Here is a 24,846-nt window from a genome sequence, read left to right on the forward strand (position 1 = left end):
TGGTAGTGATACTGGTGGTGACGTACTCGCGGGCGGCGCGGCAGGCGCTCCGGAACGCGTGTCGGGCGCACGAGGACGCGGTCGTCCGCCGGTTCGGGCGGGTGGCGCTCCTGGAGGCGACGGCGTTCGGCGCGTTCCTCGGGTTGCGGCTCCGGGAGCGCCACGGCGGTGACGTGCAGTTGGAGCGGACGACGCCGTTGAACGAGTTCGAGGACGCGTTCGCGGACGCTCGCGAGGCGGCGGTCGCGTACGAGGACCGCGAGTCGCCGTCGACGCCGTACGCGAAGTTCGCGGCGGGTCGGGACCTGCCGTCGAAGGAGCGGCTCCGCGAGCAGGAGCTGTGAGAATCGAGTATGGAGCAGCGTCGTGGTCGGGGCCGGCGGTGGACTGCCGCGAGCTGGCCGTGTCGGTGCGTGCGGTCGTGGCGGCGGTTCGCGCCACGGGACCGGCCGCGGTCGGCGACGGCCGGGCGCTGCGGGTGGACTGTGAGCCACCTGGGAGTGTCTTCGAGCACGTCGGTGTGGTCCGTTCGGATGCGTCGGTGGACGTGCGTGCGGCGCTCGCGGCGGCGGCGCGGTCGCTCGACGTCGACGTCGAGGGCGTCGAGGCGCTCGAGGCGGCGCGCGAGGAGTTGGCTGCGGTCGAGGTCCCCGAGGTGGACGTGTCTGGGGCGCGCGAGCGCGTGGCCGAGGCGCGGGCGGCGGCGGAGGCGGTGACGGCGGACGTGGCGGCGGCGCGTGGTGCGGTGCAGGCGCGCGAGGACCTCGACGCGGACGTCGACGCGGGCCGGGAGCGGTTGCGGGCGGCGGTGGCGGACGCGAGCGAGCGCGAGACCGAGCTGGTCGCGGCCGAGCAGGCGCTCGCGCGGGAACGCGAGCGGGCTCGGGAGGCGCGGGATGCGCGCGAACGGCGGTTGTCGCTCGCGGACCGCGTCGGGCGCCTGGAGCGCGAGGTACGCGCGAATCGCGTCGCGGCGACGTGGTCGGCGTTCCGCGATGCGGTCGCGGCGGTCCCTGGCGGCGACGTCGACGACGTGGGTGCGGAGCCGGGGTCGTTCGCGGGTGCGGACGCGACCGCGGCGCTCGCCGCCGTGCGCGTCGCGGACGTCACCGCGCCGGTCGTCGTGGGCGTCGACCGGTTCGACGACGCCGAGACCGCTCACCGGGTTCTCGACGCACCGGTCGTGCTCGCCGTGGACTGACGCACAGTCGACGCGAGCGCGACCGCCCGAGAGGTTCCCGGCTCCGCGTCCGCGTCGTCGTTTATCAGTGATGGCGCGGCCAGAGCGGGCATGGTCGACGTGAGCGTGCGGGAGTCGCGCCGCGACGGCGTGACGTTCGCGACGGTGGTCGTGGAGAATCCTTCGAGCGAGCGACGGCGCGTGCGATTGGCGGTGTCCTGCGAGGGCGCGCTCTGGCCGCCGCGGCGGCGCGGCGTCCCGGCGGCGGGGTGGGACGCCGACGGCGTTACCCTGACCGTGGCCGCGGGCGGCGTCCGCGGCGTCGGGTTCGCGACGCCGGCGTCGACGGTCGACGTCGAGTGCGTCGCGACCGAGGGCCGAGGTGGCGTGGAATCTGAGGCCGTAGCCGCGGACGGCTCGGAAGAGCCGAACGCGCCGGACGTCGACGGCGTCGTTCGTGCGCTCGGGTCGTTCGCACCGCCGCTCGCCGCGACACCGCGCGAGAACGCGAGCCCGGAGGAGTCGGGCGAGCCGGTCGCGCGCGGCGCGAGCGCCGCGCCCGGGGACGGCGACGGGTGGGACGCGTGATCCTCGCGGTCGCGGGCGGGAAGGGTGGCGTCGGAAAGTCGACGGTGGCGCTGAACGTCGCGGACGCGCTGGCGTCGGTGGTCGTGGACGCGGACCTGGCGATGGCGGACCTCCCGGGCGGGCGCGGCCCGGACCTCCACGACGTCCTCGCGGGGCGAGCGAGCGCGCTCGAGGCGGTGCGGTCGGTCGCAGGCGTCCGCGTGCTCTCGTGCGGTCGGACGCTCGCCGGGGCGCGAGCGAGCGACGTCCGGCGGCTCGAGCCCGCGCTGCGCGCGGTCGAGCGCGAGTTCGGCGCGGTCGTCGTGGACTGTCCGGCGGGGATGGCGGCGGACGCGGGCGTGGCGCTCGCTGTCGCCGACCGCGTCGGCGTCGTCTGCGAGCCGACCGCGTTCGCCGTCCCGGCCGCCGTCCGGACGCGAGCGCTCGCTCGCGAGCTCGACGCCGGCCTCGCCGGCGTCGTCGTGAACCAGGCGCCCGAGAATCTCGACGTCTCGCGGTTCTCGCGCGCGCTCGGTGCACCGGCGGTCGCCGTCCCCGAGAGCGACGCCGTCGCCGACGCGCAGGCGCGAGGACGCCCCGTGGCGCGCGACGCCCCCGACGCGCCAGCCGTGGACGCGTTCGCGGCGGTCGCGCGGACGCTCGCCGACGGCGCGACCGACGGACGGGCGGACGGCGACTCCTGACAGCGACCGCTCAGTCGTCCGCGACCGCTCCAGTCGCGACGTCCTCGCCGCCCGGCGGGTCACGCCGCTCCTCGAGCGCCTGGTACGTGTGGCGGACCGTCACGGGCGAGACGTCCGCGGCGTCGGCGGCGTCGGCCTGCGTGCACTCGACGCCCGCTTCGGTCGCAGCGAGGTAGAGGCAACCGGCGGCGACGCCACTCGGGTTCTTCCCCGTCGCGAGCCCGGACTCGACGGCCGTGGTGGCGAGGTCGGTCGCGCGACCCTCGACGCCCTGCGGGAGGTCGAGTTCGTTCGCGTACCGCGGCAGGTACTCGCGCGGATCGACTGGGCCCGTCGGGAGGCCGAGGTCGCGGTTCAGGGCGTCGTAGGCGACGCGGAGTTCGCGTTCGTCGGCGCGTGCGACCGCCGCTATCTCTTCGACTGTCCGGGAGAGCGACCGGACGCGACACGTGGCGTACACCGCGGCGGCTGCGAACCCTTCCAGTGAGCGGCCCTTGAGGAGGTCCTCGTTCTGTGCGGACTCGAAGAGCGTGCACGCCTGCTCCTGGATGGACTCGGGGAGCGAGAGCGCGCCGACGACCCGGCGCACCTCGGTGAACGCGTACACCTGATTCCGGTCGCGTTTCGTCGCGATGCGCGCTCTGGCGTGCTCGCGACGCATCCGGGCGACGCGACGGCGCTTCCGGCCCGTCAGGCGCGTGTCGTTCCCGTGCCCGATTGTCGTGGAGAGTCCACGGTCGTGCCGGGAGCGCGTCAGCGGCGCGCCGGTGCGTTTGCCGTCGGCGGGGCCGTCGTCGAAGCTCCGCCACTCGGGGCCGCGGTCGACGCGGTCGGCGGCGACCACGAGCCCGCAGTCGGTGCAGACGGACTCGTCGTCGCTCGGTCGAACGGTACCATCGCACTCGGGGCAGACTGTCGTTCCCATACTCGAACGTTCGCCGCGAACCCTTACTTAACTGCAGGTGGTCGCGGGACGAAACGCCCGACTGCGGCCAGTCGAACGTACCGGATTCCGGTACGTTCCTCTCGCGAGAAGGCGTTAGATGCGCCACCGTATGCAGTGATTTAAACCACGGCGGGCGCGTACGTGCTGGCATGGGGTTGGCCGACATCGCGGCGGGACTGTCGACGACGACCGAGCAGGACGAGCGCGGCGTGGCGAGCGTCGACGCCACCGACGCTGGCCTGGCGGACGCGCTCGCGAGGTTCGCCGAGGACCTGCCCTGCGAGCCGGGTGCTGCAGCGGCGGTCGCCGAGGCGTACGTCGGCGGTGCGCCGGTCGACGCAGCCGGCCACGACGCCGACGTCGCGCCGATGACGGCCGCGAAGACGCTGCATCGCCTCGGGTTCGCCGGCCTGTCGCCCGTGAGCGCGACCGGCGAGCGCGTGCTCGAGGACTACCTCGCTGGGCGAGTGTCGCGAGCGGACGCACGCGGCCTGCTGTCGCTGTCCGACGCCGAGTTCGCGCTCGCGGCGTACGTCGCGACGCACGACCCCATCGAGGGTGCGCGTGGCGTCGTCGACGGCGCGCTCGAGGACGAGCGGGAGGCGAGCGTCGAGAAACGGGACGCGCTCGCGGAGACGATGTCGAGCGCCGACGAGTTCTACTGACCGTCGAGGTGACCGCCCGCGTCGCAGTCAGTGGTCGGCGTCGAAGGATCCGTATCCAGACCCGCCAGCCGGGCCACTCGCGAATCGTGATTCGTTGGCGTCAGTCGAGAAGGCGTTCCGTGACGGTCCGCTGCTCGACGTCGACGTCGAGGTCGGCGTCGAACGCGCGCTCGGCGAGTTCGCTGACCGCTCGCGGGAACGCGCCCGTGGCGGTGTCGCAGACCGGTGCAGCCGCGGGGTCGACGACGTCGCTCTCGGGGACGGCGACCGCCGGGTCCGCGACGACGGGTGCGTCTGCGACGCGGTTCGCGACGACGAAATCGCCTGGGGAGGCCGCGTCGAGGTCGCGGAGGCGGTCGCGGAGTCTCGGGAGGGCGTCCGCGCCGCGGCGGCCGTCGCGGGCGACGAGCGCGGCTCGGTCGGTGGCGCTGACCGCGGCGACGTGCTGGTTCGCGGCGACCGGTGGCACGTCGACGAGGACGTGGTCGAACGCGTCGGCGGTCTCGCGGAGGACGGCGTCGAAGCGTTCGGCCGCGGCCGCGGTCTTCGCGTCGGCGAGTTCGGTGAACGACGCGCGGACGGGGCACGCCGCGACGCGACCGGATGCGTCGACGTCGAGGTCGACGAGCGTTTCGCTCGGTGCGACCGCGTCGTCCGTGAGGAGTCGGGTGGCGTCGACGTCGACGCGTTCGGGGACGTACTGGGCGAGTCCTTGCGTGGCGAACGCGGCGTCGAAGACGGCGACGTCGCGGTCGTCGCGCGCGAGGATGCCGGCGGTCTCGACGACGAGTCGTGTCGTGCCCGCGCCGCCGGTGGCGCCGGCGACAGCGACGGAACGTGGCGTACTCATACCTCACGTTCCGTCGGTTTCACTGATAAATCTCGTGAACGAAAGTTCGGGTCAGGCGTCGGCGGCGATGCGCGCGGCGATGTCGTCGAGTTCGTCGTCGCTCAGGTCCGGCGGGGACCCGGCGATAGCGTGGATGGGGCCGCCGCCGTCCCCCTCGAATCGCGGGATGACGTGCCCGTGGACGTGCGGGACCTCCTGACCGGCGGCCTCGCCGTTGTTGAACGCGACGTTCGACGCGTCCGCGTCGACGGCCTCCTCGATGACCGGCGTCAGCCGGTGAAGCGTCTCGAACACGCTCGCGCCGGCGTCCGCGGGGAGGTCGCCGAGCGTCTCGTGGTGGGCTTTCGGGATGACGAGCGTGTGCCCGGGCGCGAGCGGGTTCGCGTCGAGGAACGCGAGCACGTCGTCGTCCTCGTAGACGGTCCTGTTCGGGATGTCGCCCGCGACGATCTGACAGAAGATGCAGTCCTCGCTCATGTGCGGGACGTCGGCCGGCGGCCGTATGAAGATTACCCGTCGTCCACCTGCGCCCGTGCATCCGTCACCGACGTGCCCGAGGACCGGCGCTCGCTCGCGCGGTGGCGGCAAGTCCCTCCGGGAGCGACGCGCCCCGGCGCCGTCCCTTGGATATACAGCCAGAACGCTCCTAACCGTGGTATCTGAAACCCCAGTCAGGGAATGGGTTCGAGCATCTTCGCCGACGAGTCGGGGGACGAGTCGGCACGCGAGGAACGGACAGACGAACGCGAACCGTCCGTGTTCCGGCGACGCGACGACGCCAAGGCCGGGCGGATGGACGACGGCGTCGACGACGAGTCTCACTCGACGGACGACGTCGACCGCAGCGAGAGCGGGTCCGGTGACGGCGGGGCGACGATGCGGGTGTTCAGCGGCGACGAGGTCTTCGAGGTCGCGGTCGACGACGAGCGCTAGTCCTCGGAGCGGCCACGACCGACAGTCCTGGTAGCGGCCACGACCGACCACGACCCCGCGGACGTGATGGTTCGCCTGACTGCCCGGTACGTTTATATTTCGACCGCGGGTCGTGTCGAGGTATGCCAGGGTGGACCTCGGCGACAGACGACGCCGACGACGCGATACGGACGGACGGTGGGACCGAAGACGACGACGCGGACCAGATCAAGCAGTTGCTCTCCGAAGGCGACGACGACGGCAGCCTCGCGGACGCCGTCACCGGCGAGGACGACGAGGACGACGAGTACGAGGGCGGGCCAGCGATGGACTTCGGGCTGAAGCTCGGCGCGCCGTTCGCGCTCGTCGCCGTCGGCCTCCTGTTCGTCGGCCCACAGCCCCTCCTCGAGTTCGACCCGACGGGGAAGTACTTCATCGACACGCTCGACGTCGGCGGCCCCGGGAACATCGTGTACATCTCCGCGTCGACGCTCGCACTCTCCTTCCTCGCCGGCTTGCTGTACCCCTCGCTCGCCGACGACCTCGACGCCGAAGACGACTTCAAGATGGACCTCGGCCTCGGCCTGTCGCTCCCGACGGTCGCCGTCATGGGCCTTGGCGTCCTGTTCTTCATGTTCTGGCCCGCCGTGTTCGCGCTCCTGAACGGCGCGCTCGTCGAAGCGCTCATCACGGTCGTCATCGCGGTCGTCCTCGTCGCGATCGCGGTCGCCGGCTCCATCATCACGCTCGTCGTCGCCGCCATCGCGACGCTGTACTTCGTCGGCCCCGCGCTCATCGGGTCGTACGTCGGCGGGTTCATCGGCGAACGCATCGCGACCTGACCACGGCCGCTCGCGGTCGACACGAGGCTACCGGTCGCGGCGTGAAGCCGTTCGCTCAGCGCAGTACGTGCAGGCCGACGACCATCACGGCGCTCGCGATGACTCCCGAGATGCCCGCGGTCGTGATGCGGGAGACGCCGTCGAGCGTCGTCGCGTTCCACGTCAGGAGGACGACGACCGTCGCGACGAGGAGGACCGCGCTCAGTTCTTCCTCGGTGAACGACGACAGCGTCGTGTTCATGCCCGTCACGTTCGCCCACGACACATATCAAAGTTCGGGGGGATCGTCGAGGGTGCGAGCGCTCACGGCTTTCGGCCCCGGCGACTGCTGGTTCTTCGGTCGTCGCCTGCAGGACCGAACCCCATTTAGTGACGGAGGGAGTTAGCGTCGGATATGGAACGGTTCGAGGAGGTCGCGGACCAGTACGACCCCGACGCGGTCGAGGACCGCGTGTTCGAGCACTGGGACGCGGTCGACGCCTACGAGCAGACACGACGCCACCGCGACGGCGAGGAGACGTTCTTCTTCGTCGACGGCCCGCCGTACACGTCCGGCGCGGCGCACATGGGGACGACGTGGAACAAGACCCTGAAGGACGCGTTCATCCGCTACTACACGATGCAGGGGTTCGACGTCACCGACCGCCCGGGCTACGACATGCACGGGCTCCCCATCGAGACGCGCGTCGAGGAGAAGTTAGGGTTCGAGAACAAGAAGGACATCGAGGAGTTCGGCGTCGAGAACTTCATCGAGGAGTGCAAGGCGTTCGCCGACGACCAGCTGGAGGGCCTCCAGGAGGACTTCCAGAGCTTCGGCGTCTGGATGGACTGGGACAACCCCTATAAAACAGTCAATCCGGAGTACATGGAGGCTGCGTGGTTCGGGTTCGAGAAAGCCCACGAGCGCGGGCTCGTCGAGCAAGGTCAGCGCTCCATCAACCAGTGTCCGCGCTGCGAGACCGCCATCGCGAACAACGAGGTCGAGCGCCACGACGTCCACAAACCCGCGATCTACGTGAAGTTCCCCCTGCTGGGCGAGGAAGGGAATCTCGTCATCTGGACGACGACGCCGTGGACGATCCCCGCGAACACGTTCGTCGCGGTCGACCCCGACGGCGAGTACGCGAAGGTGCGCGCCGAGACCGGCGACGGCGACACCGACGTCCTCTGGGTGTCCGCGAGTCAGGTCGAGACCGTCCTGAAGGCGGGTCGCTACGAGGACTACGAGGTCCTCGAGGAGCGCGACGCCGACGAGCTGGTCGGCCTCGAGTACGAGCACCCGCTCGCCGAGGAGGTCCCCGACCACCCGCAGGGCGAGGGCGCTGGCGAAGTGTACACGGCAGAGTACGCGGACGCCGGCGACAAGTCAGGGATGGTGCACTCCGCGCCCGGGCACGGTGAGGAGGACTTCGAGCGCGGCCGCGAACTCGACCTCGAGATCTTCTGTCCGGTCGAGAGCGACGGGACGTACGGCGAATCCGGCGGGAAGTACGCCGGGACGTTCGTGCGCGACGCGAACGCGGACGTCATCGCGGACCTCGACGCGAAGGGCGCCCTGCTCGCGCACGACGAGAACTACCTCGTCGAGGGCGAGGGGAAGTGCTGGCGCTGCGACACCGACATCGTTCGGCTCGTCACCGACCAGTGGTTCATCACCGTCTCCGACATCAAGGACGAACTCCTCGCGAACATCGAGGACTCCGAGTGGCATCCCAGCGACGCGCGAGACAACCGCTTCAAGGACTTCGTCGAGGGGTCGCCGGACTGGAACGTCTCCCGGCAGCGCTACTGGGGCATCCCCATCCCCATCTGGACGTGCGACGACGACCAGTGCGAGCACCTGAACGTCGTCGACACGCGCGAGACGCTCGCCGACCGCGTCCACCAGGACGTCGACCCCGCGAGCGTCGACCTCCACAAGCCCACCGTGGACGACCTGACGATGGACTGCGCGGGCTGCGGGAGCGAAGCTCGACGCGTCCCGGACGTGTTCGACGTCTGGCTCGACTCGAGCGTGGCATCCTGGGGTACCCTCGACTATCCCGAGGACGACTCGCAGTTCGACGAGCTGTGGCCGGCGGACCTCATCATGGAGGCCCACGACCAGACGCGCGGGTGGTTCTGGAGTCAGCTCGGGATGGGGACGGCGGCGTTCGGCGAGATCCCCTACGAGGAAGTTCTCATGCACGGGTGGGCGCTCATGCCCGATGGCCGAACGATGTCGAAGTCCAAGGGCATCCTCGTCGACCCCCAGGAGGTCATCGACGACTACGGCGTCGACCCGATGCGCGCGTTCCTCCTCAGCCAGAACCCGCAGGGGAGCGACATGAAGTTCTCGTGGGACGGCATGGACAACGTCTCGCGGGACCTGAACATCCTCTGGAACGTCTTCCGGTTCCCGCTGCCGTACATGGAGATGGACGACTTCCAGCCGAGCGACGAGGACCTCGTGAAGCTCGACACGCGCCTCGTCGACGAGTGGGTGCTCGCGCGCCTCCAGTCCGTCAAGCGCGAGATGACCGAGCACTGGGAGGACCGCCGGCCGGACAAGGCCCTGAACGCGCTGCTTTCGTTCGTCACGGACGACGTGTCGCGGTTCTACGTGCAGGCGATCCGCGAGCGCGTCTGGGAGGAAGAGGAGTCCGAGAGCAAGCTCGCCGCCTATGCGACGATCTACGAGGTCATGCACGAGGTCGTCGCGCTCCTCGCGCCGTACGCGCCGTTCGTCGCGGACGAGATGTACGGGACGCTCACGGGCGACAGCGGGTTCGATACCGTCCACATGCGCGACTGGCCCGCGGTCGAGGAGACGTGGGTGGACGACGAACTCGAGGCCGACGTCGAGGTCCTCCGAGCGATGGAAGAGGCGGGGGCGAACGCGCGCCAGCAGGCCGACCGGAAGCTCCGCTGGCCCGTCACGAGGGTCGTCGTCGCGCCGAACGACGAGCGGACGTACGAGGCGGTCGACCGTCACGTGTCGCTGCTCGCCGAGCGTCTGAACGCGCGCGACGTCGAACTCGTCGACCCCGGCGAGCAGTGGGGCGAGCTCGCGTACTCCGCTCGCGCGGACATGAGCGAACTCGGGCCGGCGTTCGGTGACCGCGCGGGCGAGGTCATGCAGGCGCTGAACGACGCGCGCCTCGACGCGAAGGACCTGGACGCGCTCCGCGAGGTCGTCGGTGAACCCGACCTCGAGGAGTCGATGGTGTCGTTCGAGTCGGAGACGCCCGAGAGCGTCGCCGGGTCGACGTTCGAGGTCGACGGCGACACGAAGGGCGTCGTGTACGTCGACACGACGCTCACGGAGGACATCGAGAGCGAAGGGTACGCTCGCGAGGTCATCCGTCGCGTCCAGGAGATGCGCAAGGACCTCGAACTCGACGTCGACGAGCAGGTCCGGTTGACCGTGGACGTCGCGGACGACCGCATCGCGGGGCTCGTCGACCAGCACCGCGACCTCGTCGCCGAGGAGACGCGCGCGACGTTCGTCGACGACGTCGACGGCACCACGCGCGAGTGGGACGTCGAGGGAACGACGGTCACCATCGCGCTCGACCCGGTCGCCGAAGCCGAGGCCTGAACGCGGCGACCCGCTGCGGTGTCCGCGTTCACTCCGAGACGCGAGCGGGGACAAGAGTCTTCTCCGAACCGTCCGAACGACGGGTGTGTTCCGTCGGCTCGCGCTCGTCGTCGTCCTCGTCGTCTCGCTTCCAGCGGTCGCAACTGCTGGTGTCGGTGCGCCCGCGTCGCCACAGTCGGTCGATGCACGCACCGATGCGGTCGTGCAGACAGCTGCCGACCCGCTCGAGTCGACCGCGAGCGCGGCCCCGGGGACCGATTCGGTCAGCGAGTCGACCGCGAGCGCGGCGACGGAGACCATCCGTCGAACCGTCGAGTTGTCGCTGACGCCCGAGGAGCCGGGGTCGGTTCGGGCGGTGGTGCAGTACGAGGTGCCGTCGCCAGTGACGCGCCTCGAGGTGTCGCTGGGCGAGGAGTCGACGGTCGTGGACGCCGACGGGTTCGAGCGACAGGGCGACGGCACGTACGCGTGGACGGAGTCGACGTCGACGCCGACGCTGACGTTGCGCGTGGACGCGAACCAGACATCTGGCGGTCGTCGCGTCGACCTCGACGCCGCCCGCGGAGTGACGCCGACCGCTGACGCCCGGAGTGCCGGTGGCGCGTCGACCGCTGACGCCGGGAGTGTCGGTGCCGCGGCGACCGCGGACGGGTACGTGTTCGTGGACGCGGGCGCGTGGGCGCTCGTGCAGGTGCCGCGCGTCGGGACGCGCTGGGGGTGGACGGGCGCGGCCGACGTCGACCTGGAGAAGGACGCGGTCGTGGACGGTGCGGGCGCGACCGGCGGCGAGATGGCGTACCTCGGGCCCGTCGAGCGATACACCGCCGAGGGCCGCGACGAGCGCTTCGAGCTCGTCGTCCCCGAGCGCGCCGAGTTGAACGCGACGCCGCGAGCGGTCCTCGGGTCGCTCGTCGCGGCGAGCGAGGACCTCCGCGTCGACGCACGCAGCGAGGAGGTGTTCGTCATCGCCGCCCCCGAGGACGTCGACTGGGGGATCGCCGGCCTCCAGTTCGGCGAGGACGACGCGTGGGTGCTCGCCGGGTCGCCCGTCGACTCGCCGGACAGCGTCTGGATCCACGAGTACATCCATACGCGCCAGGCGTTCGACACGACCGAGAGCGGCCGGTGGGTGACGGAGGCGACCGCGGACTACTACGCGGCGTTGCTCGCGTACGAGCAAGGGAACGCGAGCTACGCGGCGTTCCGCAGGCAACTGGAACGCGGCCAGCGCGACCGGTACGACGACGACGTCCTGGCGTTCCCGCAGACGTGGAGCGGCGGCGCGAACTACCTGAAGGGCGCGCTCGCCGTGGGCGCCGTCGACCTCGCCATGCGCGAGTCGACGAACAGTACGGCGTCGTTCCAGACGGCCTACAGGACGCTGAACGCGCACAACGGGACGGTGTCGAACGACGTCGTCCTGGACGCCGTCGGTGACGGCGCTGGCGCGAACGTCCGCGCGTACGCGTCGGCGTTGACCCAGAGCGACCGGACCGCGGAGACGTGGGGCGAAGCCACGCACGAGCGGTACTTCGGCGTGCAACCGCCCGTGTTCGACCTCTCGGTGCCGGTCGGTGGCGTCTCGACTACCGGTCCGTACGGCGAGCGGCGACTCGGGCGGACGCGGCCGACGGTCGTCGCGGGCGAGACGCTCTCGGTGACGGTGGCGGTGACGAACGTCGGCTGGCAGGCTGGCACGTACGCGACCGCGATGACGGTGAACGGACAGCAGGTCGCGACCCGCGAGGGCGAGCTCGCGACCGGCGCGTCGACGACGGTCACGTTCGAGCAGGCGTTCGACGAACCCGGGACGTACCGGGTGCGTGCCGGCGGGCGAACGCTCGCGGTCGAGGTCGTCGAGCCGCCGTCGCCGACCGTCGAGGACGTCTCGGTGCCGACGACGGTCGCGGCCGGCGAGGCGGTGACGCTGTCGTACGCGGTCCGGAACGACGCCCCGGTGCCGGGGCGCGTGGTCGTCCCGGTCGCGCTCGACGGCGAGGTGCTCGCGAACGAGACGGTGCTCGTGCCCGCGGAGTCGAGCGTCCAGCGGACGTACACGGTCTCGTTCGCCGACCCCGGCGAGCACGTCGTCAGCGTCCGCGACACGACGGTGACCGTGCAGGTGACGGGCGCGACGACCACCTCGGCCACGTCGCAGGACGGAGAGACCAGCGAGGAGTCGCTGCCGGTTCCAGGGTTCGGTGCGACCGTCGCACTCGCGGCGCTCGCCGTCGTCGGAATCGGTCGAGCACGCACCTAGCAGTTCGTCACGGTCGGTCGAGCACGCCGCTAGAAACCCCCTCGAATCAGCGTCGCGCCACCGGCGTCACGCGCGTTCGACGTGGAACTCGCAGTGATCCTCGCCGTCGCGCGTACACAGCTCCTGGGTGACCTCGCAGGGGTCGTCGAGTTCCTCGCCGACGCCGACGATGATGCCCTCGCCGAGCGTACAGAGGTCTCGCTCCGAGCGGAACTCGACGACCGCGACGTCCTCGCTCAGGCGTTCGGTGGTGACGTCGGGCGTCGTCGTCTCCGGATTCTGGGCCTCGATCTGCTCGTAGATCCCCGGGAGTCCGTCGAGGAGGTCGAACGTCGACCAGTCGTCGCGGACGTGAGCCTTGAACGTCGAGAGCAGGTCTCCCGCGAGAAACGCACCGAAGTCCCGCTCGATCGCTGACTCGTCGTGCCCGCTCATCTCCGCGATGACCGACAGCGACCGCGTGAGGTCTGTATCCGGGTAGTGCGAGACCGGGAGGTAGAGCTTCGGGTCGATGTCCGCGCGCTCGAGGACGTCGTCCCAGACGTCCTCACCCATGTTCTCAGCGACGTACGTCTTCAGTGACTTGTGGAGGATTCCGTGCATGTTGCGTGCTCGACAGGCTGACTGTCGCCTACGTACGGCGACCATATCTTAAAACATTGGGGTAGATTCCACGATGACGGCAAGAACCCGTGACGCTGCCCGAACTCGCGACCGACGGCGGGCTAGAGGTGCTCCGCAATCACCGGGGCGACGCTAACGACGCTCTGCGGGCGTTCGAGCGTGTCCGTGCCGACGATGCGGGAGACGCCCGCGCGGCGGAGTTTCGTGACGGCGTTCCCCGCGAACAGGGGGTGGACGGTCGCGACCGACACCGACGCGGCGTCGCGGTCGCGCAGCACCGCGATCGACTCGCTCATCGTCGACCCGGTGGCGACGATGTCGTCGACGACGACGACGTCCCGGTCGGCGACCGCGGCGTCGCTCGGCGTCACCTCGACCTCGTCGCCGCTGACGCGATGCTTCACGAAGTGGTCGGTCGCGCCGCGACCGTACGCGTCCCGGACGGTCTCGGCGAGCGCGCACGCACCCTCGTCGGGCGCGAGGAAGAGCGGGTCGTCGAGGTCGTCCGGGAGCGGGTCCGCGAGCACGCCAGCGCCGTCCACGGCGGTCGCGGTCGGCTCGAAGAACTCGCAGATAGCCGTCTCGTGGGGGTTCACCGTGAGGACGCGGTCCGAACCCGTCGAGATGGCGCGAGCGACCGCCCGCGCCGACACCGGGTCGCCCGCCTCGAACGCCTCGTCCTGGCGCGCGTACCCCATGTACGCCAGGACCGTCACGACCTCGGTCGCGCCCGCCTCGCGCGCCGCGTCCTGGAGTTGCAGGCACTCCACGTGCGCGTCACTGCTCGCGGTCGACGCGACCACGATAGCGCGGTCGGGCGCGACGTCGCCGACGTTCACCTTCAGTTCACCGTCCGGGAACCGCTCGTAGTCGACGAGCGCCAACTCGTCGTCGAGGACCTCGGAGAGTGCCGCCGCGAGCGACTGGGTGCTCGACCCACCGAATATCATGTTCGACGCGTCGACGCGGGCGCGTAAATCCGTTTTCTTTGCGCGCGAACGCCGCCTCCGGGCGGACGTCCTCACTCGGTCGTGGTACGCGCGACCGCCGCCGTCACGTCCCGCACGCCGAGTTCCTGATGGCGCCAGCCGTCCGGGCCCTCCGCGGCGAACCGGCCGTCCTCGGAGACCGCGTACACCGTGTCGCCGTACGCCACGTCCACGATCGGGCGGTCGAGCTGCGTGGCCGTCGACCAGTCGCCGTCGTGGTGCGCGTACAGGACGTCGTCGGTGCCGGCGTGCGCGCGCCCGAGCCGTCCGTCTGCAGCGCCCGGGTCGCTCGCGACGAACCGGAAGTCGCCGTCGGCGACGTCCATCCACCCGTTCCCGAGCTGGAACAACCCCTCGCTGGTCGTGGCGAGCGGCACGCCGGCGGCGGCGACGTCCGTCGCGCTCGCCAAGCCCGCGTGCCGGAGCGAGCCCTCGAGCGCGCGGTAGACGCCGTCCGCGGTCGCGAGCAGGTCGCCGTCCATGCGCGCGACCGCCGTGAGCTCGCCGAGGTCGCGCCACTCGCCGTCGCGATACCGCGCGACCGCGCCGTCGTCGGTCGCCGCGAGCACGTCGTCGCCGTGGACCGCGACCGCCGACGCCGCCCCGAACCCGGTCTCGACGAACCGCTCGCCCGAATCGCCGGCAGTCGACCGCGCCCCGTCGCCCGCGTCGAGCAGGACGGCGTCGTCGGTCGCGACCGCCAACCCCGCCGGCCCGGACGCGACGTCCCGTGCCGTACAGCGGACCGCGAGCTCGAACCCGCCGACGCGCTCCTCGACCACCGACACGGCGACCACGCCCGTCGACGCGGCGACGTACACGGTCGTCTCGCGTTCGTCGCCATCGTACACGCGCTTCTCGTCGATTCCGATGTCCTCGTCCGCAGGCATCACCCGGCCATTGGGTGCGTCCACGTATCAAACCCCGGCCGGGCGACCGCTCGACGCGCACCGGGTTCGTGTCAACGCACTCGCAGAGGCGTGCGAGCGCGTCTCGCGGCGATGCGGTAACGGAATCCCTTAGTCGACCCCGCGCAAGGAGATACACGAATGAAGGTATTCGGTTCCAGTGGGACGCGCGGCGTCGCCAACGACGAGTTGACGCCGGGGTTCGTGCTGCGCGTCGCGAAGGCCGCGGGGACGGCCTGGAGCTCGGAGCGCGTCGCCATCGCTCGGGACACGCGAGCGACCGGGCGGATGCTCGCGGACGCCGCCGCAGCGGGCCTGGCGAGCGTCGGCGTGGACGTCGACCGCCTGGACGTCGTCGCGACACCGGGCGCGCAGGCGTACGCCGAACGCGAGGGCGTGCCGGTCGTCATGATCACCGCGAGCCACAACCCGCCGGAGTACAACGGCGTGAAGCTCGTCGGCGCCGACGGCGTCGAACTCGCCGTCGAGGACCTCGAACGCGTCGAGGACGTCCTCGTCGGCGAGACGTTCGCGGACGCCGACTGGGACGAGGTCGGGTCGGAGACGCGGGTCGCGGACGCCCGCGACCGCTACGTCGAGGAACTGCTCGCGAGCGTGGACCGCGAGAAGATCGCGGACGCGGACCTGACGGTCGCGCTCGACCCCGGGCACGGCGCCGGCTGTCTCACGAGCCCGACGTTCTTCCGGCGACTCGGTTGCAGGGTCGTCACCGTGAACGCCCAGCCCGACGGGCACTTCCCGGGCCGCGACCCCGAGCCCGTCCCGAAGAACCTCGCGGACCTCGGGCGGCTCGTCCGGTCGACGGACGCCGACGTCGGCATCGCGCACGACGGCGACGCGGACCGCGCCATCTTCTACGACGAGCACGGCGAGTACGTCGAGGGCGACGCCACCCTCGCCGCGCTCGCCGCCGCGAAACTCGAAGCCGGCGACACGACCGTCTCCGCGGTGAACGTCTCCCAGCGTCTCGTCGACGTCGCGAAGGACGCCGGCGCCGACCTCGAACTCACGCCGATCGGGTCGACGAACATCATCACGCGCATCGAGGAGCTCGAAGCCGACGGCGAGCACGTCCCCGTCGCCGGCGAAGGCAACGGCGGCATCTTCTTCCCGGACTACCGCCTGAGCCGCGACGGCGCGTTCATCGGCGCACGCTTCCTGGAACTCGTCGCCGACCGCCCCGTCAGCGACATCGTCGCGCCGTACGACGACTACCACAACGTCCGCCGGAACCTCGAGTACGACACCGAGGACGAACGGACGGCGATGCTCGACGCCGCCGAAGCCGTCGCCGCCGACGCCGACGCGGACCTCTCCACCATCGACGGCTACCGGCTCGACTACGGCGACGCGTGGGTGCTCGCACGACCGAGCGGGACCGAACCGCTCGTGCGCGTGTACGCCGAAGCCCGGACCGCCGAGCGAGCGAACGAACTCGCGGACTTCGTCGTCGCCCAGCTCGCTGCCGCCCGTGGCGGCGCCTGAGGAAGGAGTTTCTCCGCGTTCGTCGAGGAACGAGATTCTTCGCGTTCGTCACGCCAGGTCGTCGGTGTCGTCGAGCGCCGCCCGAAGGGCCTCGCGTTCGTCCTCGAGCGCCGCGAGTTCCTCGCTGACGGCGCCGGCGGCGAGACGGTCGCGTTCCGCGTCGCCGAGTTCGTCGAGCGCGACCGCGGCCGTTCGCAGGCGCGCGTAGTCGTCGCGCCACGCGAGCTCGCGGACCGACTGGAGCGTCGCCGCGACGTCCTCCTCGGCGAACCCGGGGACGACCGACAGCAACTCGCGCGTGACGTACTGGAGGACCTCCGCTTCCGGCGGCGGCCACCCTATCGTGAACCCGCTGCCGTCGAGCCGGTCGAGGTACGTTCGCCGGGTGCCGACCGCGGTCCGGAGCGCGCCCGGGTCGTCGACGTAGTGCTCGAGCTTCGACTGCGAGTAGTCCGCGTACTCGAGCAACTCGGGGATGGTGTGGTCGTCGCCCGCGGCCGCGACGTACTCGCGGAGCTCTTCGGGGGGCGCGTCGACGTCGACGAGCGGGTACGCCGCGGCGTCCGCGAGCACGTCGAACACCTCGCCCGCAGGCGCGTTCCGGCGGAACGACGCGAACGCGTCCGTGACCGCGTCGTCGTACGTCCCGATGGGGTCCCGGAGGTCGTCGACGGGCGCGTCCAGGTCCGCGTTCCCGAGTTCCAGCAGGCGCTCACGCGCCGCGATACCGTCCTCGACCGCGTCCAGGCGGTCGGTCGCGCGCCGTCGCGCGTCCGCGAACGCCTCGCGCGCCGACGACAGCCGCTCGCGGACCGACGCCAACTCGCGCGCCGGCCCCAGCGCGTCGCGCGCCGCCACGAAGTCCGACTCGCTCAACCGTCGCTTCTCCACGCACTCCAGGGCAGTCTCGAACGCCTCGCGCTCCGGGAGGTCGTCGTCGAGCCCCTCGACGAGCGTCGCGAACGCCTCCTGGAATCGGACGTACGACTCGAAGTCACCGGTCCCCGTCGCCGACTCCTCGTAACTGTTCAGCTTCCGTTCCGCGTCCCTGACCGCCGACGCGACCGTCTCAAGTTGCTCGCGCCCCCCGTGGTCGTCGACCGCGTCCCGGGCCGCCCGCAACTCGCTCGCGGCGTCCCGGAGCGCGTCCGCCGCGCCCGCGTCGGACGGGTCGACCGACCCAGCTCGATCAGTCATCGTAGCCCTCGTCCGAATCGACTGTCTTGCACTCAGTCATCGTAGACCTCGTCCGAATCGACTGTCTTGCACTCAGTCATTGTAGACCTCGTCCGGGTCGAACGCCTCCTCGCCGACGACCTCGCCGTCGACGGTACGATGGAAACAGGACTCGTAGCCCGTGTGGCACGCCCCGCCCTCCTGGTCGACGAGATAGAGGAGAGCGTCCGCGTCACAGTCGACGCGCACCTCCTCGACGCGCTGAACGTGCCCGCTCGACCCGCCCTTCTGCCAGAGTTCGTCCCGCGACCGCGAATGATAGTGCGCGAGCCCCGACTCCAGGGTCGCATCGAGCGCCTCCGCGTCGACGTACGCGAGCATCAACACCTCGCCCGAATCAGCGTCCTGCGCGACCGCCGGCACCAGGCCATCCTCCCCGAAGTCGATATCGACGCCGTCGCTCATGGCAGAATCTCACCGCGGACGCGCCATGGGTCTTTCCCTCGCGACCGCCAGCCACAGCCGACGCTGTTGCTACCCGGTGAGCGAGTCAGAGAGAAGGGAAGAACCCTTTCAGATGACGCGGTTCTGGAGGTAGTCGAGGTGCTTCGCGTTGTAGACGATCTTGACCTCGTCGGCAGCCGGGCTGCCGATACAGGTCAGGCGCACCATCTTCTCTTCGACCTCCTCGTCGCTGAGGATCTGCTGCATGTCCATGTCGATCTCGCCCTCCTTGACGATGGCCGCGCAGTTCGCGCAGGCACCGGCGCGGCACGAGAACGGCCAGTCGTAGCCCTGGGCCTCGGCGGCCTCGAGGATGTATTCGCCCTGGTTGACTTCGAGAGAGCCGTAGTCCTCTCCGTCGAGACCGGCGTCTCCGGCCTTCTCGAAGAGGTCGTCGTCGTCCATGTCCCAGCCGTTGTCGTCGAGCACTTCGTAGTTGAGGTATTCTACCGTGGGCATCAACGCGACAGTTCGCGTTCGCGCCCCTAAGACCTTGCTGTTTGCGAAATCACGAAAGACCATTGAGAACTCGGGGTTCGAACCGTCGAGACGTGCACTCCCGGACGTGTCGGGGACTGGATGGTCGCCGACCGGTCAGAGCAGGTCGACGGTCGAGAACAGCGCGTAGCTCGCGCCCGCGGAGATACTGGGGGTCGCAACCCAGAGCATGATGACGCGCCCGGTCGCTCGCGGGTCGAACAGGTCGCTGGCGTCGAGTTCGTCGGGTTCCTCCTCGCCGATGGGCGCGACCTCCTTCCCCGGTTCGTCCGCGTTGAGCGCGCTCATCGCCACGCCCGCTTCGGCTGGTTCCTCGTCGGGGTCCTCGATACCCTGGCCCTGGACAGCCTTCGTCGCGGCCTCGGAGATGGTGGTGGTGCGCGTCGCGCGCCCCCACCCGAGGCCGACGATGCTCATCGTCGCGGACACCGCGAGGCTCGCGGGGATACCGATGAACGAGAGGAACGTGATGAGGCTCGCGCTCACGACCTCGACGATGAGAGACGCGAGCAGCGGGAGGTCCGTGAGGTCGTTCCCGACGGTGTCGAGCGTCCGGCGTGCGATGGTGAACGCCCCGAGTGCGATGGCGCCGCCCGCGAGGAACACGCCGTTGTTCGCCGACAGTTCGTTCGCGCCGACGAGCGGTGCGACGGCGTTCGCGACGTTGCTCGCCCCCGCCGAGTACGCCATGTAGCAGCCGATGGCGACGACGAGGAACTGCCCGATGCGCTCGGCGACGTCGCTCGACTCGCCAGTGCCGAGCGGGAACGTCGACGCGAGGTAGGGGTAGAGGTACCGCCCGATCATCGCGCACACCCAGAACGCGAGGATGGGGGCGACGAACCACCACGTCACGATCTCGCCCATCTTCTCCAGGTTGAGTTCGCCGATGGCGGCACCCATCCCGGCGATGGCGCCGACCGCGGTCATCGACGTGGACGCGGGGACGCCGAAGAGGTTCGAGACGAGGAGCGCGAACCCGACGAAGAACAGGATGGCGACGCTGGCGGCGAGCGTGAACGAGACGTTCACGATACCGGTTGACATCGTGTCGATGACCTGCCGTCCGGCGGTCCAGCCGCCGATGAGCGCGAACGCACTCATCAGCGCCGCTGCACCAGTTTTCCCGATCGTGTCGCTCCCGACGGCGGGCCCGAACGCGACGCCCGTCGAGGAGCCACCGATGTTGAACCCGACGAAGACCGCGACCGCGATGCCGACGAGTAGCAACAGGGCAACCATTCGTCACCCCGTTCCGACCGACCACCCGTATGGCTTCCGGTCGCTCCCAGCGTCGTGGGACGACGCCGCGGCCGAGTGGCCGAGCGAGGCCGGTCGGGCGCGCGCTGCGGTCGTGGTCGACGGCGTCGATTCCGGTAGGCTCTCCACGGCGTGGATTCCGGTGGGTTCTTGCGCGCTGCCGCCGGTCCCCCGCGTATGCAACCGTTCCCCGAGTTCGAGGTCGTTCCCGCGGTCGACGTCCAGGACGGCGAGGTCGTCCAGCTCGTCCAGGGCGAGCGAGGCACCGAGAAGACGTACGGCGACCCCGTGGACGCCGCCCGTCGGTGGGTGGACGCGGGCGCGGAGACGCTGCATCTCGTCGACCTCGACGGGGCGTTCGAGGGCGAGCGCGCGAACGCCGCGGCGGTCGAGCGCGTCGTGGACGCGGTCGACGTCCCCGTCCAGCTCGGCGGTGGCATCCGGACCGCCGCGGACGCCAGGGACCTCCTCGACCGTGGCGTCGACCGCGTCATCCTCGGGACCGCCGCCGTGCAGGAGCCCGAGATCGTCGCGGAGATCAGCGAGACTCACCCGGGTTCGGTCGTCGTGAGCCTGGACGCGAAGGACGGCGAGGTCGTCGTCGAGGGCTGGACGGAATCGACCGGGCTGGACCCGGCCGAGGCGGCGACGCGGTACGCGGACCTCGGCGCGTGCGCCATCCTGTTCACGGACGTGGACGTCGAGGGACGCCTGGAGGGTGTCGCGACCGAGCCGGTGCGCGAGCTCGCGGCCGCGGTCGACCTCCCGGTCGTCGCGAGCGGTGGCGTCGCCACCGTCGACGACGTCCTCGCGCTCCGCGACGCGGGCGCCGCGGCGACGGTGGTCGGGAGCGCGCTCTACGAGGGCCGGTTCTCGCTCGCCGACGCGCGCGACGCGCTCGCCGACGAGTAGCGAGCAGGCGAGCGTGAGGAGAGGAGGGCGCAGCGGCTGTGTGTTCGTCGGGAAGGTGGAGGAAGGGTCGTCCACGACCACGTGCCGGCCGCCGCGTCGGCGGCGGGTCGCGCGCACCGCGTTGGTGTGGGAGTCCGGTGCGCGCGCGGGTCGTGCGATGCCAGGGTCCGGTTCGTTCGTCGGGTGCCTACTCGCCGGGTTGGTGTCCGTGCCCGGCCGCGAGCGCGAGGACGTGCAGCCCGAGCAGGAGGGCGAACGTGGTGGTCTGCGAGACGGTCTCGAGCCCGGAGACCAGCAGGGGCACGTACGCGAGGGGGAGCGCGAGTGCCGCGTAGAAGCTGGTCGCGCGGACGGGCTTGAGTATCGTCTCGAGGCCGAGACGGGAGCGGAGGTCGGTCGCGGAGGGGTCGGGGGTGGAGGGGGTGGTCGTGGACATGTTGGACACCTTGTCGGCAGTTACCCCTATATTCCATACCATAATAAACTGGGTCGAGGGTTCGGTTGAATTCGCGACGTTTCACCCATGTTTCGCCATTTTACGGATTTTCTCGGACGCTTCGAGAGCTCTTTAGACGTTTTACAGCCGCTTCTAGAACGATACGACAGTAACTGAGAACCAAACGGATAATGTGAACTTTTACTGGTACGTCCAGGGTAAGCTGGGGTTTCCCCGGGCGTCGAGTTGCTCTCGCGCACCGACCTCGGTCCAGCGCGCGCGGCACCGGCGACACCGTCGCGACGCCGCACGCACCAACCACCGTCGGCGCACGCACCGGCGTCGGAGCGAGCAGCGAACTGGCAGCCCCGGGTCGCCGCTCCGCCCCGCCAGTGCTATGAGTCCGCCCACCCAACCGCGAGGTATGACCGACCGAACCGCCGCCGTCACCCGAGCGACGGCGGAGACGGACGTGGAGGTGACCGTCGCCATCGACGGCGACGGCGACAGCGAGGTCGACACCGGCATCGGGTTCCTCGACCACATGCTCGCGTCGTTCGCGAAACACGGCCTGTTCGACGTGACGGTGCGCTGCGACGGCGACCTCGAGGTCGACGACCACCATACCGTCGAGGACGTCGCCATCACGCTCGGGTCGGCGTTCGCGGAGGCGCTCGACGACAAGCGCGGCATCCGTCGGTTCGCGGACCGCAAAGTGCCGCTCGACGAGGCCGTCGCGGGCGTCGTCGTGGACGTCTCCGGCCGGCCGCTGTTCGAGTTCGACGGCGCGTTCAGTCAGGAGCGCGTCGGCGGCCTGACGAGCCACATGGCCGAGCACTTCCTGCGGTCGTTCGCGATGAACGCCGGCCTGACGCTGCACGCGGAGGTCGACGGCGCGAACGCCCACCACGAGATCGAGGCGTTGTTCAAGGCGCTCGCGCGAACGCTCGACGACGCGACCCGGCTCGACGACCGCCGGAGCGACACCCCGAGCACGAAGGGCGAACTCTAGTCCGCCGTCGCGGAACGAACCGGATTCGACCGACGAGAACTGCATAGCTTCTTCGTGTCGGCGCGCTTCCAGCAGCTATGGTGGCGAGACAGCTGGTCGCGGTCGTCCTGATGGTCGTGTTCGGGCTCGTGTTCGCGGGCGTCGGCGGCTACCTCTACGTCGAGGAGCAGCGAGCGATCGAGAACAGCGAGCCCGTGGCCGCGACCGTCGTCAGCGCGGAGGTCGTGGTCGAGACCGACCGCGACAGCGACGGCGACGTCACCCGCAGCTATCGCCCCGAGGTCGTCTACCGGTACGAGGTCGACGGCGAGTCCTACGAGGGCGACAACGTGATACCGGGGCCGGGGAGCGTCTCGAAGGGGCGGTCGTGGGCGACCCGCATCGTCGACGAGCACCCGCCGGGCGCGAACGTCACCGCGTACGTCGACCGCGACGGCGCGTCGAAGGCGTTCCTCGTGAAGGAACGACAGACGCTCTTCCACGCCATCTTCGTCGGCGTCGGCCTCTTCACGTCGCTCGCGGGCGTCGCGTGGCTCGGTCGACTCGCCCTGTTCGCTCGCTGACCGTCCATCCGCTCGCTGCGCGGCGTGGGTTGCCCGCGCGCGAGCGGCGTTCCTTTCAGGTCGTCGAACGAACACAGCCCCGTCCAGTCGTTGATAATTCTCTAAAAATATGAGCGTAATTTGTATTCTGCGGGCGTTTACGGTGGTTAGACGCCCGTTCACACGACCCAGAGCGGGTCGACAACCACAATCATAAATCGTCGGGCGTCGTCGATGCACGTGATGTTCGACGAGATCATGGAGAAGTTCGAGGGGTCGCCGAGCCAGCAGGCGGTCATCCGCCTGCTCCTCGAACGGGGGTTCTCCGTGAACGACGACGGGCGAGTGGTCTCGGGGGGAATCGAGATACCGAACACGGGCATCGCGCGAGAGATCGGCGTCGACCGCCGCGTCGTCGACTCCACGACCGACGCCATCCTCGAGGACGAGGAACTGCGACGCATCTTCCAGAACATCTCCCAGGTGCCGAGTCTGATGGACCTCGCGCCCGTCCTCGACCTCACGGTCCTGTCCATCGCCGTCGACGACGCCGACGACGTCGGCATCGTCGCCACCGTCACCGGCCTGCTCGCCGACCACGACGTCTCCATCCGCCAGACCATCAGCGAGGACCCCGAGTTCACCGACGAGCCCAAGCTCCACATCGTCACCGACCACGACCTCCCCGGCGACCTCATCAACGAACTCCGCAACCTCGCGTTCGTCCGGAAACTCGAGTTCCAGTGACCCCGCGGCAACCCAGTGCGGGTCCCCGCGACCTCGTCCGCGGGCGGACCGACGCGTTGAGGTAGCGCGAACCCCGAGCGTCGGTATGGACGAGAACGTGGATGCGGCGCTGCGCGTGGGCGCGCTCCAGTTGTCGCTCGTCACGGCCGCCATCCACCTCTGGGTCGGCTGGCCGCGGCTGTTCGTCTACGTGCAGGCGGGCACGCCGTTCATCGACCCGCTCCAGATACTGTTCGTGCTGTCGTCGCTCGCCGTGCTGGCGGGCGTCGGCCTCGCTGCGTGGGGACTGCGCCGGGACTACGTGTACGCGCTCGGCGTCGTCCTCATGCTCTGTTACCTGCTCGGGTGGGTGTTCCTCGGCGGGCACCGCACCGGCGGCGCGTTGATCGCGCCGGCGTGGGAGACCACCGGGCACTCGCATGGCACCGCGCTCGCGACGCTGTTCGAGCACCTGGTCGCGGACTGGCTCCTGCTCGTCAGCAAGGTCGTCGAAGCGACCGCGCTCGTCGTCCTCCTCGCGCTGCTGTACGGCGAACGAACGACCGACGACGGCGGCGAGACCCCCGAGAGTCGAACCGACGACCCGACCGGAACGGACCCGTGAGCGACGACGCGTACGACACGGTCGGCGGCCGCGGCGAGGCGGCGTTCGAGGTGCAGGGCTCGGAGTTCATCGGGCACGCCCGGCCCGTCGATACCGTCGACGACGCGGAGGCGTTCGTCGACGAGATACGGAGCGAGTTCCCGGACGCGACGCACAACGTCCCCGCGTACCGCGTGCGCGCCGACCCCCTGCGGGAGTACTCGAGCGACGACGGCGAGCCGACGGGGAGTGCGGGCAAGCCGATGTTGAACGTCCTCCAGATGCGCGAACTGGAGAACGTCGCGGTCGTCGTCACCCGCTACTACGGCGGGACGAACCTCGGCGTCGGCGGGCTCGCGCGCTCGTACTCGCAGGCCGTGAAGGACGCCGTCGACGACGCGGGCGTCGTCGAGGAACGCCCGCACGAGCGCGTCCACGTGGTCGTCGACTACGACGACTCCGGGACCGTCCGTGGTATCGTCGAGAGCGCGGGCGTGGAGTTCGACGCCGACTACGGCGAGCGCGTCCGCATCGACGCGCGCGTCCCCGTCGAGGACGCTCCAGAACTCCGGGATCGCCTCCGGTCGGCGACCAGCGGGCGCGTCGAGTTCGACGACGCCGAGAACTGACCGGTCGCGTCCGC

At 70.4% G+C, this 24,846-nt stretch carries 28 protein-coding genes; 16 read left to right on the plus strand and 12 right to left on the minus strand.

Features of this window, described 5'->3' with window-relative positions; genetic code table 11:
• The first annotated feature begins 5 nt into the window (after positions 1-5).
• The 4 genes from VYJ16_RS05165 to VYJ16_RS05180 all read left to right on the plus strand — a co-directional run bounded on the left by VYJ16_RS05165 (position 6) and on the right by VYJ16_RS05180 (position 2,451).
• A complete protein-coding gene (locus VYJ16_RS05165) occupies positions 6-344 on the plus strand; it encodes a DUF7855 family protein (RefSeq protein WP_336349665.1) in 339 nt (112 codons plus the stop codon).
• Positions 341-1,201 (plus strand): DUF7856 family protein, encoded by an 861-nt coding sequence (locus VYJ16_RS05170; protein WP_336349235.1) that lies wholly within the window; start codon positions 341-343, stop codon positions 1,199-1,201. Before VYJ16_RS05165 ends, VYJ16_RS05170 begins: the two co-directional genes overlap by 4 nt.
• Before the next feature lie 90 nt (positions 1,202-1,291).
• A complete protein-coding gene (locus VYJ16_RS05175; RefSeq protein WP_336349236.1) occupies positions 1,292-1,768 on the plus strand; it encodes a DUF7857 domain-containing protein in 477 nt (158 codons plus the stop codon).
• Positions 1,765-2,451: a MinD/ParA family ATP-binding protein gene (locus VYJ16_RS05180; RefSeq protein WP_379762009.1), complete on the plus strand. Its 687-nt coding sequence runs from the start codon at positions 1,765-1,767 to the stop codon at positions 2,449-2,451. The genes VYJ16_RS05175 and VYJ16_RS05180 overlap by 4 nt, the downstream gene beginning before the upstream one ends.
• Before the next feature lie 10 nt (positions 2,452-2,461).
• On the opposite strand, the gene VYJ16_RS05185 is transcribed toward VYJ16_RS05180, so the two are convergent.
• Positions 2,462-3,376, minus strand: coding sequence for a transcription initiation factor IIB (locus tag VYJ16_RS05185; RefSeq protein ID WP_336349238.1), 915 nt, complete (start codon positions 3,374-3,376; stop codon positions 2,462-2,464).
• 170 nt (positions 3,377-3,546) lie between these two features.
• Between VYJ16_RS05185 and VYJ16_RS05190 the strand changes: the two genes are divergently transcribed.
• Positions 3,547-4,062 (plus strand): DUF7858 family protein, encoded by a 516-nt coding sequence (locus VYJ16_RS05190; RefSeq protein WP_336349239.1) that lies wholly within the window; start codon positions 3,547-3,549, stop codon positions 4,060-4,062.
• A 100-nt stretch (positions 4,063-4,162) separates the two neighbouring features.
• Here VYJ16_RS05190 and VYJ16_RS05195 read toward each other — a convergent pair whose 3' ends face one another.
• Positions 4,163-4,912, minus strand: a complete 750-nt coding sequence (locus VYJ16_RS05195) for a P-loop NTPase family protein (RefSeq protein ID WP_336349240.1) — start codon at positions 4,910-4,912, stop codon at positions 4,163-4,165.
• A gap of 51 nt (positions 4,913-4,963) precedes the next feature.
• Positions 4,964-5,389: an HIT family protein gene (locus tag VYJ16_RS05200; protein WP_336349241.1), complete on the minus strand. Its 426-nt coding sequence runs from the start codon at positions 5,387-5,389 to the stop codon at positions 4,964-4,966.
• Between the two features lie 201 nt (positions 5,390-5,590).
• On the opposite strand from VYJ16_RS05200, the gene VYJ16_RS05205 reads away from it, so the two are divergent.
• Together VYJ16_RS05205 and VYJ16_RS05210 are read left to right on the plus strand one after the other, a co-directional pair.
• A complete protein-coding gene (locus VYJ16_RS05205; protein WP_336349242.1) occupies positions 5,591-5,845 on the plus strand; it encodes a hypothetical protein in 255 nt (84 codons plus the stop codon).
• 122 nt (positions 5,846-5,967) lie between these two features.
• Positions 5,968-6,666 carry a hypothetical protein gene (locus tag VYJ16_RS05210; RefSeq protein ID WP_336349243.1) on the plus strand — a complete coding sequence of 233 codons (699 nt, stop codon included), beginning with the start codon at positions 5,968-5,970 and terminating at the stop codon, positions 6,664-6,666.
• A gap of 55 nt (positions 6,667-6,721) precedes the next feature.
• Here VYJ16_RS05210 and VYJ16_RS05215 read toward each other — a convergent pair whose 3' ends face one another.
• Positions 6,722-6,907 (minus strand): hypothetical protein, encoded by a 186-nt coding sequence (locus tag VYJ16_RS05215; protein ID WP_336349244.1) that lies wholly within the window; start codon positions 6,905-6,907, stop codon positions 6,722-6,724.
• A 153-nt stretch (positions 6,908-7,060) separates the two neighbouring features.
• On the opposite strand from VYJ16_RS05215, the gene ileS reads away from it, so the two are divergent.
• Positions 7,061-10,246: an isoleucine--tRNA ligase gene (gene ileS / locus VYJ16_RS05220; protein ID WP_336349245.1), complete on the plus strand. Its 3,186-nt coding sequence runs from the start codon at positions 7,061-7,063 to the stop codon at positions 10,244-10,246.
• 85 nt (positions 10,247-10,331) lie between these two features.
• Complete coding sequence (locus VYJ16_RS05225) at positions 10,332-12,506, plus strand: CARDB domain-containing protein (protein ID WP_336349246.1); 2,175 nt, start codon at positions 10,332-10,334, stop codon at positions 12,504-12,506.
• A gap of 66 nt (positions 12,507-12,572) precedes the next feature.
• On the opposite strand, the gene VYJ16_RS05230 is transcribed toward VYJ16_RS05225, so the two are convergent.
• From VYJ16_RS05230 to VYJ16_RS05240, 3 genes are all read right to left on the minus strand, one after another.
• The gene (locus VYJ16_RS05230; RefSeq protein WP_336349247.1) at positions 12,573-13,109 is read right to left on the minus strand and encodes a heme NO-binding domain-containing protein; all 537 of its coding nucleotides are present in this window, start codon (positions 13,107-13,109) and stop codon (positions 12,573-12,575) included.
• A gap of 122 nt (positions 13,110-13,231) precedes the next feature.
• The gene (gene prs, locus VYJ16_RS05235; RefSeq protein ID WP_336349248.1) at positions 13,232-14,080 is read right to left on the minus strand and encodes a ribose-phosphate diphosphokinase; all 849 of its coding nucleotides are present in this window, start codon (positions 14,078-14,080) and stop codon (positions 13,232-13,234) included.
• 71 nt (positions 14,081-14,151) lie between these two features.
• A complete protein-coding gene (locus VYJ16_RS05240; protein ID WP_336349249.1) occupies positions 14,152-15,009 on the minus strand; it encodes an HVO_0234 family beta-propeller protein in 858 nt (285 codons plus the stop codon).
• Between the two features lie 159 nt (positions 15,010-15,168).
• Between VYJ16_RS05240 and glmM the strand changes: the two genes are divergently transcribed.
• Positions 15,169-16,533: a phosphoglucosamine mutase gene (gene glmM, locus VYJ16_RS05245; RefSeq protein ID WP_336349250.1), complete on the plus strand. Its 1,365-nt coding sequence runs from the start codon at positions 15,169-15,171 to the stop codon at positions 16,531-16,533.
• A 48-nt stretch (positions 16,534-16,581) separates the two neighbouring features.
• On the opposite strand, the gene VYJ16_RS05250 is transcribed toward glmM, so the two are convergent.
• The 4 genes from VYJ16_RS05250 to VYJ16_RS05265 all read right to left on the minus strand — a co-directional run bounded on the left by VYJ16_RS05250 (position 16,582) and on the right by VYJ16_RS05265 (position 19,953).
• Entirely contained in the window at positions 16,582-17,730 is a 1,149-nt protein-coding gene (locus VYJ16_RS05250; protein ID WP_336349251.1) for a DUF7118 family protein, read from the minus strand.
• Positions 17,731-17,802: 72 nt separating this feature from the next.
• Complete coding sequence (hisI, locus tag VYJ16_RS05255; protein ID WP_336349252.1) at positions 17,803-18,174, minus strand: phosphoribosyl-AMP cyclohydrolase; 372 nt, start codon at positions 18,172-18,174, stop codon at positions 17,803-17,805.
• Between the two features lie 108 nt (positions 18,175-18,282).
• Positions 18,283-18,672: a ferredoxin Fer gene (fer, locus tag VYJ16_RS05260; protein ID WP_227133873.1), complete on the minus strand. Its 390-nt coding sequence runs from the start codon at positions 18,670-18,672 to the stop codon at positions 18,283-18,285.
• A 135-nt stretch (positions 18,673-18,807) separates the two neighbouring features.
• A complete protein-coding gene (locus VYJ16_RS05265) occupies positions 18,808-19,953 on the minus strand; it encodes an inorganic phosphate transporter (RefSeq protein WP_336349253.1) in 1,146 nt (381 codons plus the stop codon).
• Between the two features lie 195 nt (positions 19,954-20,148).
• On the opposite strand from VYJ16_RS05265, the gene hisA reads away from it, so the two are divergent.
• Entirely contained in the window at positions 20,149-20,883 is a 735-nt protein-coding gene (gene hisA / locus VYJ16_RS05270; protein WP_336349254.1) for a 1-(5-phosphoribosyl)-5-[(5-phosphoribosylamino)methylideneamino]imidazole-4-carboxamide isomerase, read from the plus strand.
• A gap of 187 nt (positions 20,884-21,070) precedes the next feature.
• Here hisA and VYJ16_RS05275 read toward each other — a convergent pair whose 3' ends face one another.
• On the minus strand, positions 21,071-21,319 hold the full coding sequence (locus VYJ16_RS05275) for a DUF8028 family protein (protein WP_336349255.1): 249 nt from the start codon (positions 21,317-21,319) through the stop codon (positions 21,071-21,073).
• Between the two features lie 424 nt (positions 21,320-21,743).
• Here VYJ16_RS05275 and hisB point away from each other — a divergent pair, with 424 nt between their 5' ends.
• The 5 genes from hisB (at position 21,744) to VYJ16_RS05300 (ending at position 24,832) form a co-directional block, all read left to right on the plus strand.
• Positions 21,744-22,331, plus strand: a complete 588-nt coding sequence (hisB, locus tag VYJ16_RS05280) for an imidazoleglycerol-phosphate dehydratase HisB (RefSeq protein ID WP_336349256.1) — start codon at positions 21,744-21,746, stop codon at positions 22,329-22,331.
• Between the two features lie 77 nt (positions 22,332-22,408).
• On the plus strand, positions 22,409-22,894 hold the full coding sequence (locus VYJ16_RS05285) for a DUF3592 domain-containing protein (protein ID WP_336349257.1): 486 nt from the start codon (positions 22,409-22,411) through the stop codon (positions 22,892-22,894).
• A gap of 222 nt (positions 22,895-23,116) precedes the next feature.
• Positions 23,117-23,620, plus strand: coding sequence for a TrpY family transcription regulator (locus tag VYJ16_RS05290; protein WP_336349258.1), 504 nt, complete (start codon positions 23,117-23,119; stop codon positions 23,618-23,620).
• 85 nt (positions 23,621-23,705) lie between these two features.
• Positions 23,706-24,224, plus strand: coding sequence for a hypothetical protein (locus VYJ16_RS05295; protein WP_336349259.1), 519 nt, complete (start codon positions 23,706-23,708; stop codon positions 24,222-24,224).
• Positions 24,221-24,832, plus strand: coding sequence for an IMPACT family protein (locus tag VYJ16_RS05300; RefSeq protein WP_336349260.1), 612 nt, complete (start codon positions 24,221-24,223; stop codon positions 24,830-24,832). Before VYJ16_RS05295 ends, VYJ16_RS05300 begins: the two co-directional genes overlap by 4 nt.
• Positions 24,833-24,846: the final 14 nt, after the last annotated feature.

Origin of the sequence: Halorubellus litoreus, assembly GCF_037081675.1 — an archaeon.
Lineage (GTDB): Archaea > Halobacteriota > Halobacteria > Halobacteriales > Natrialbaceae > Halorubellus > Halorubellus litoreus.

Bases quoted from the DNA above. Each gene is read 5' to 3' on its own strand.
- VYJ16_RS05275 (WP_336349255.1), bottom strand. From the start codon at position 21,319: ATGTCCACGACCACCCCCTCCACCCCCGACCCCTCCGCGACCGACCTC.
- VYJ16_RS05205 (WP_336349242.1), top strand. From the start codon at position 5,591: ATGGGTTCGAGCATCTTCGCCGACGAGTCGGGGGACGAGTCGGCACGC.
- VYJ16_RS05265 (WP_336349253.1), bottom strand. From the start codon at position 19,953: ATGGTTGCCCTGTTGCTACTCGTCGGCATCGCGGTCGCGGTCTTCGTC.
- hisB (WP_336349256.1), top strand. From the start codon at position 21,744: ATGACCGACCGAACCGCCGCCGTCACCCGAGCGACGGCGGAGACGGAC.
- VYJ16_RS05210 (WP_336349243.1), top strand. From the start codon at position 5,968: ATGCCAGGGTGGACCTCGGCGACAGACGACGCCGACGACGCGATACGG.
- VYJ16_RS05175 (WP_336349236.1), top strand. From the start codon at position 1,292: ATGGTCGACGTGAGCGTGCGGGAGTCGCGCCGCGACGGCGTGACGTTC.
- prs (WP_336349248.1), bottom strand. From the start codon at position 14,080: ATGATATTCGGTGGGTCGAGCACCCAGTCGCTCGCGGCGGCACTCTCC.
- VYJ16_RS05230 (WP_336349247.1), bottom strand. From the start codon at position 13,109: ATGCACGGAATCCTCCACAAGTCACTGAAGACGTACGTCGCTGAGAAC.
- glmM (WP_336349250.1), top strand. From the start codon at position 15,169: ATGAAGGTATTCGGTTCCAGTGGGACGCGCGGCGTCGCCAACGACGAG.
- VYJ16_RS05215 (WP_336349244.1), bottom strand. From the start codon at position 6,907: ATGAACACGACGCTGTCGTCGTTCACCGAGGAAGAACTGAGCGCGGTC.
- VYJ16_RS05290 (WP_336349258.1), top strand. From the start codon at position 23,117: ATGTTCGACGAGATCATGGAGAAGTTCGAGGGGTCGCCGAGCCAGCAG.
- VYJ16_RS05285 (WP_336349257.1), top strand. From the start codon at position 22,409: ATGGTGGCGAGACAGCTGGTCGCGGTCGTCCTGATGGTCGTGTTCGGG.
- VYJ16_RS05295 (WP_336349259.1), top strand. From the start codon at position 23,706: ATGGACGAGAACGTGGATGCGGCGCTGCGCGTGGGCGCGCTCCAGTTG.
- hisI (WP_336349252.1), bottom strand. From the start codon at position 18,174: ATGAGCGACGGCGTCGATATCGACTTCGGGGAGGATGGCCTGGTGCCG.
- VYJ16_RS05195 (WP_336349240.1), bottom strand. From the start codon at position 4,912: ATGAGTACGCCACGTTCCGTCGCTGTCGCCGGCGCCACCGGCGGCGCG.
- VYJ16_RS05240 (WP_336349249.1), bottom strand. From the start codon at position 15,009: ATGCCTGCGGACGAGGACATCGGAATCGACGAGAAGCGCGTGTACGAT.
- fer (WP_227133873.1), bottom strand. From the start codon at position 18,672: ATGCCCACGGTAGAATACCTCAACTACGAAGTGCTCGACGACAACGGC.
- ileS (WP_336349245.1), top strand. From the start codon at position 7,061: ATGGAACGGTTCGAGGAGGTCGCGGACCAGTACGACCCCGACGCGGTC.
- hisA (WP_336349254.1), top strand. From the start codon at position 20,149: ATGCAACCGTTCCCCGAGTTCGAGGTCGTTCCCGCGGTCGACGTCCAG.
- VYJ16_RS05190 (WP_336349239.1), top strand. From the start codon at position 3,547: ATGGGGTTGGCCGACATCGCGGCGGGACTGTCGACGACGACCGAGCAG.
- VYJ16_RS05250 (WP_336349251.1), bottom strand. From the start codon at position 17,730: ATGACTGATCGAGCTGGGTCGGTCGACCCGTCCGACGCGGGCGCGGCG.
- VYJ16_RS05200 (WP_336349241.1), bottom strand. From the start codon at position 5,389: ATGAGCGAGGACTGCATCTTCTGTCAGATCGTCGCGGGCGACATCCCG.
- VYJ16_RS05185 (WP_336349238.1), bottom strand. From the start codon at position 3,376: ATGGGAACGACAGTCTGCCCCGAGTGCGATGGTACCGTTCGACCGAGC.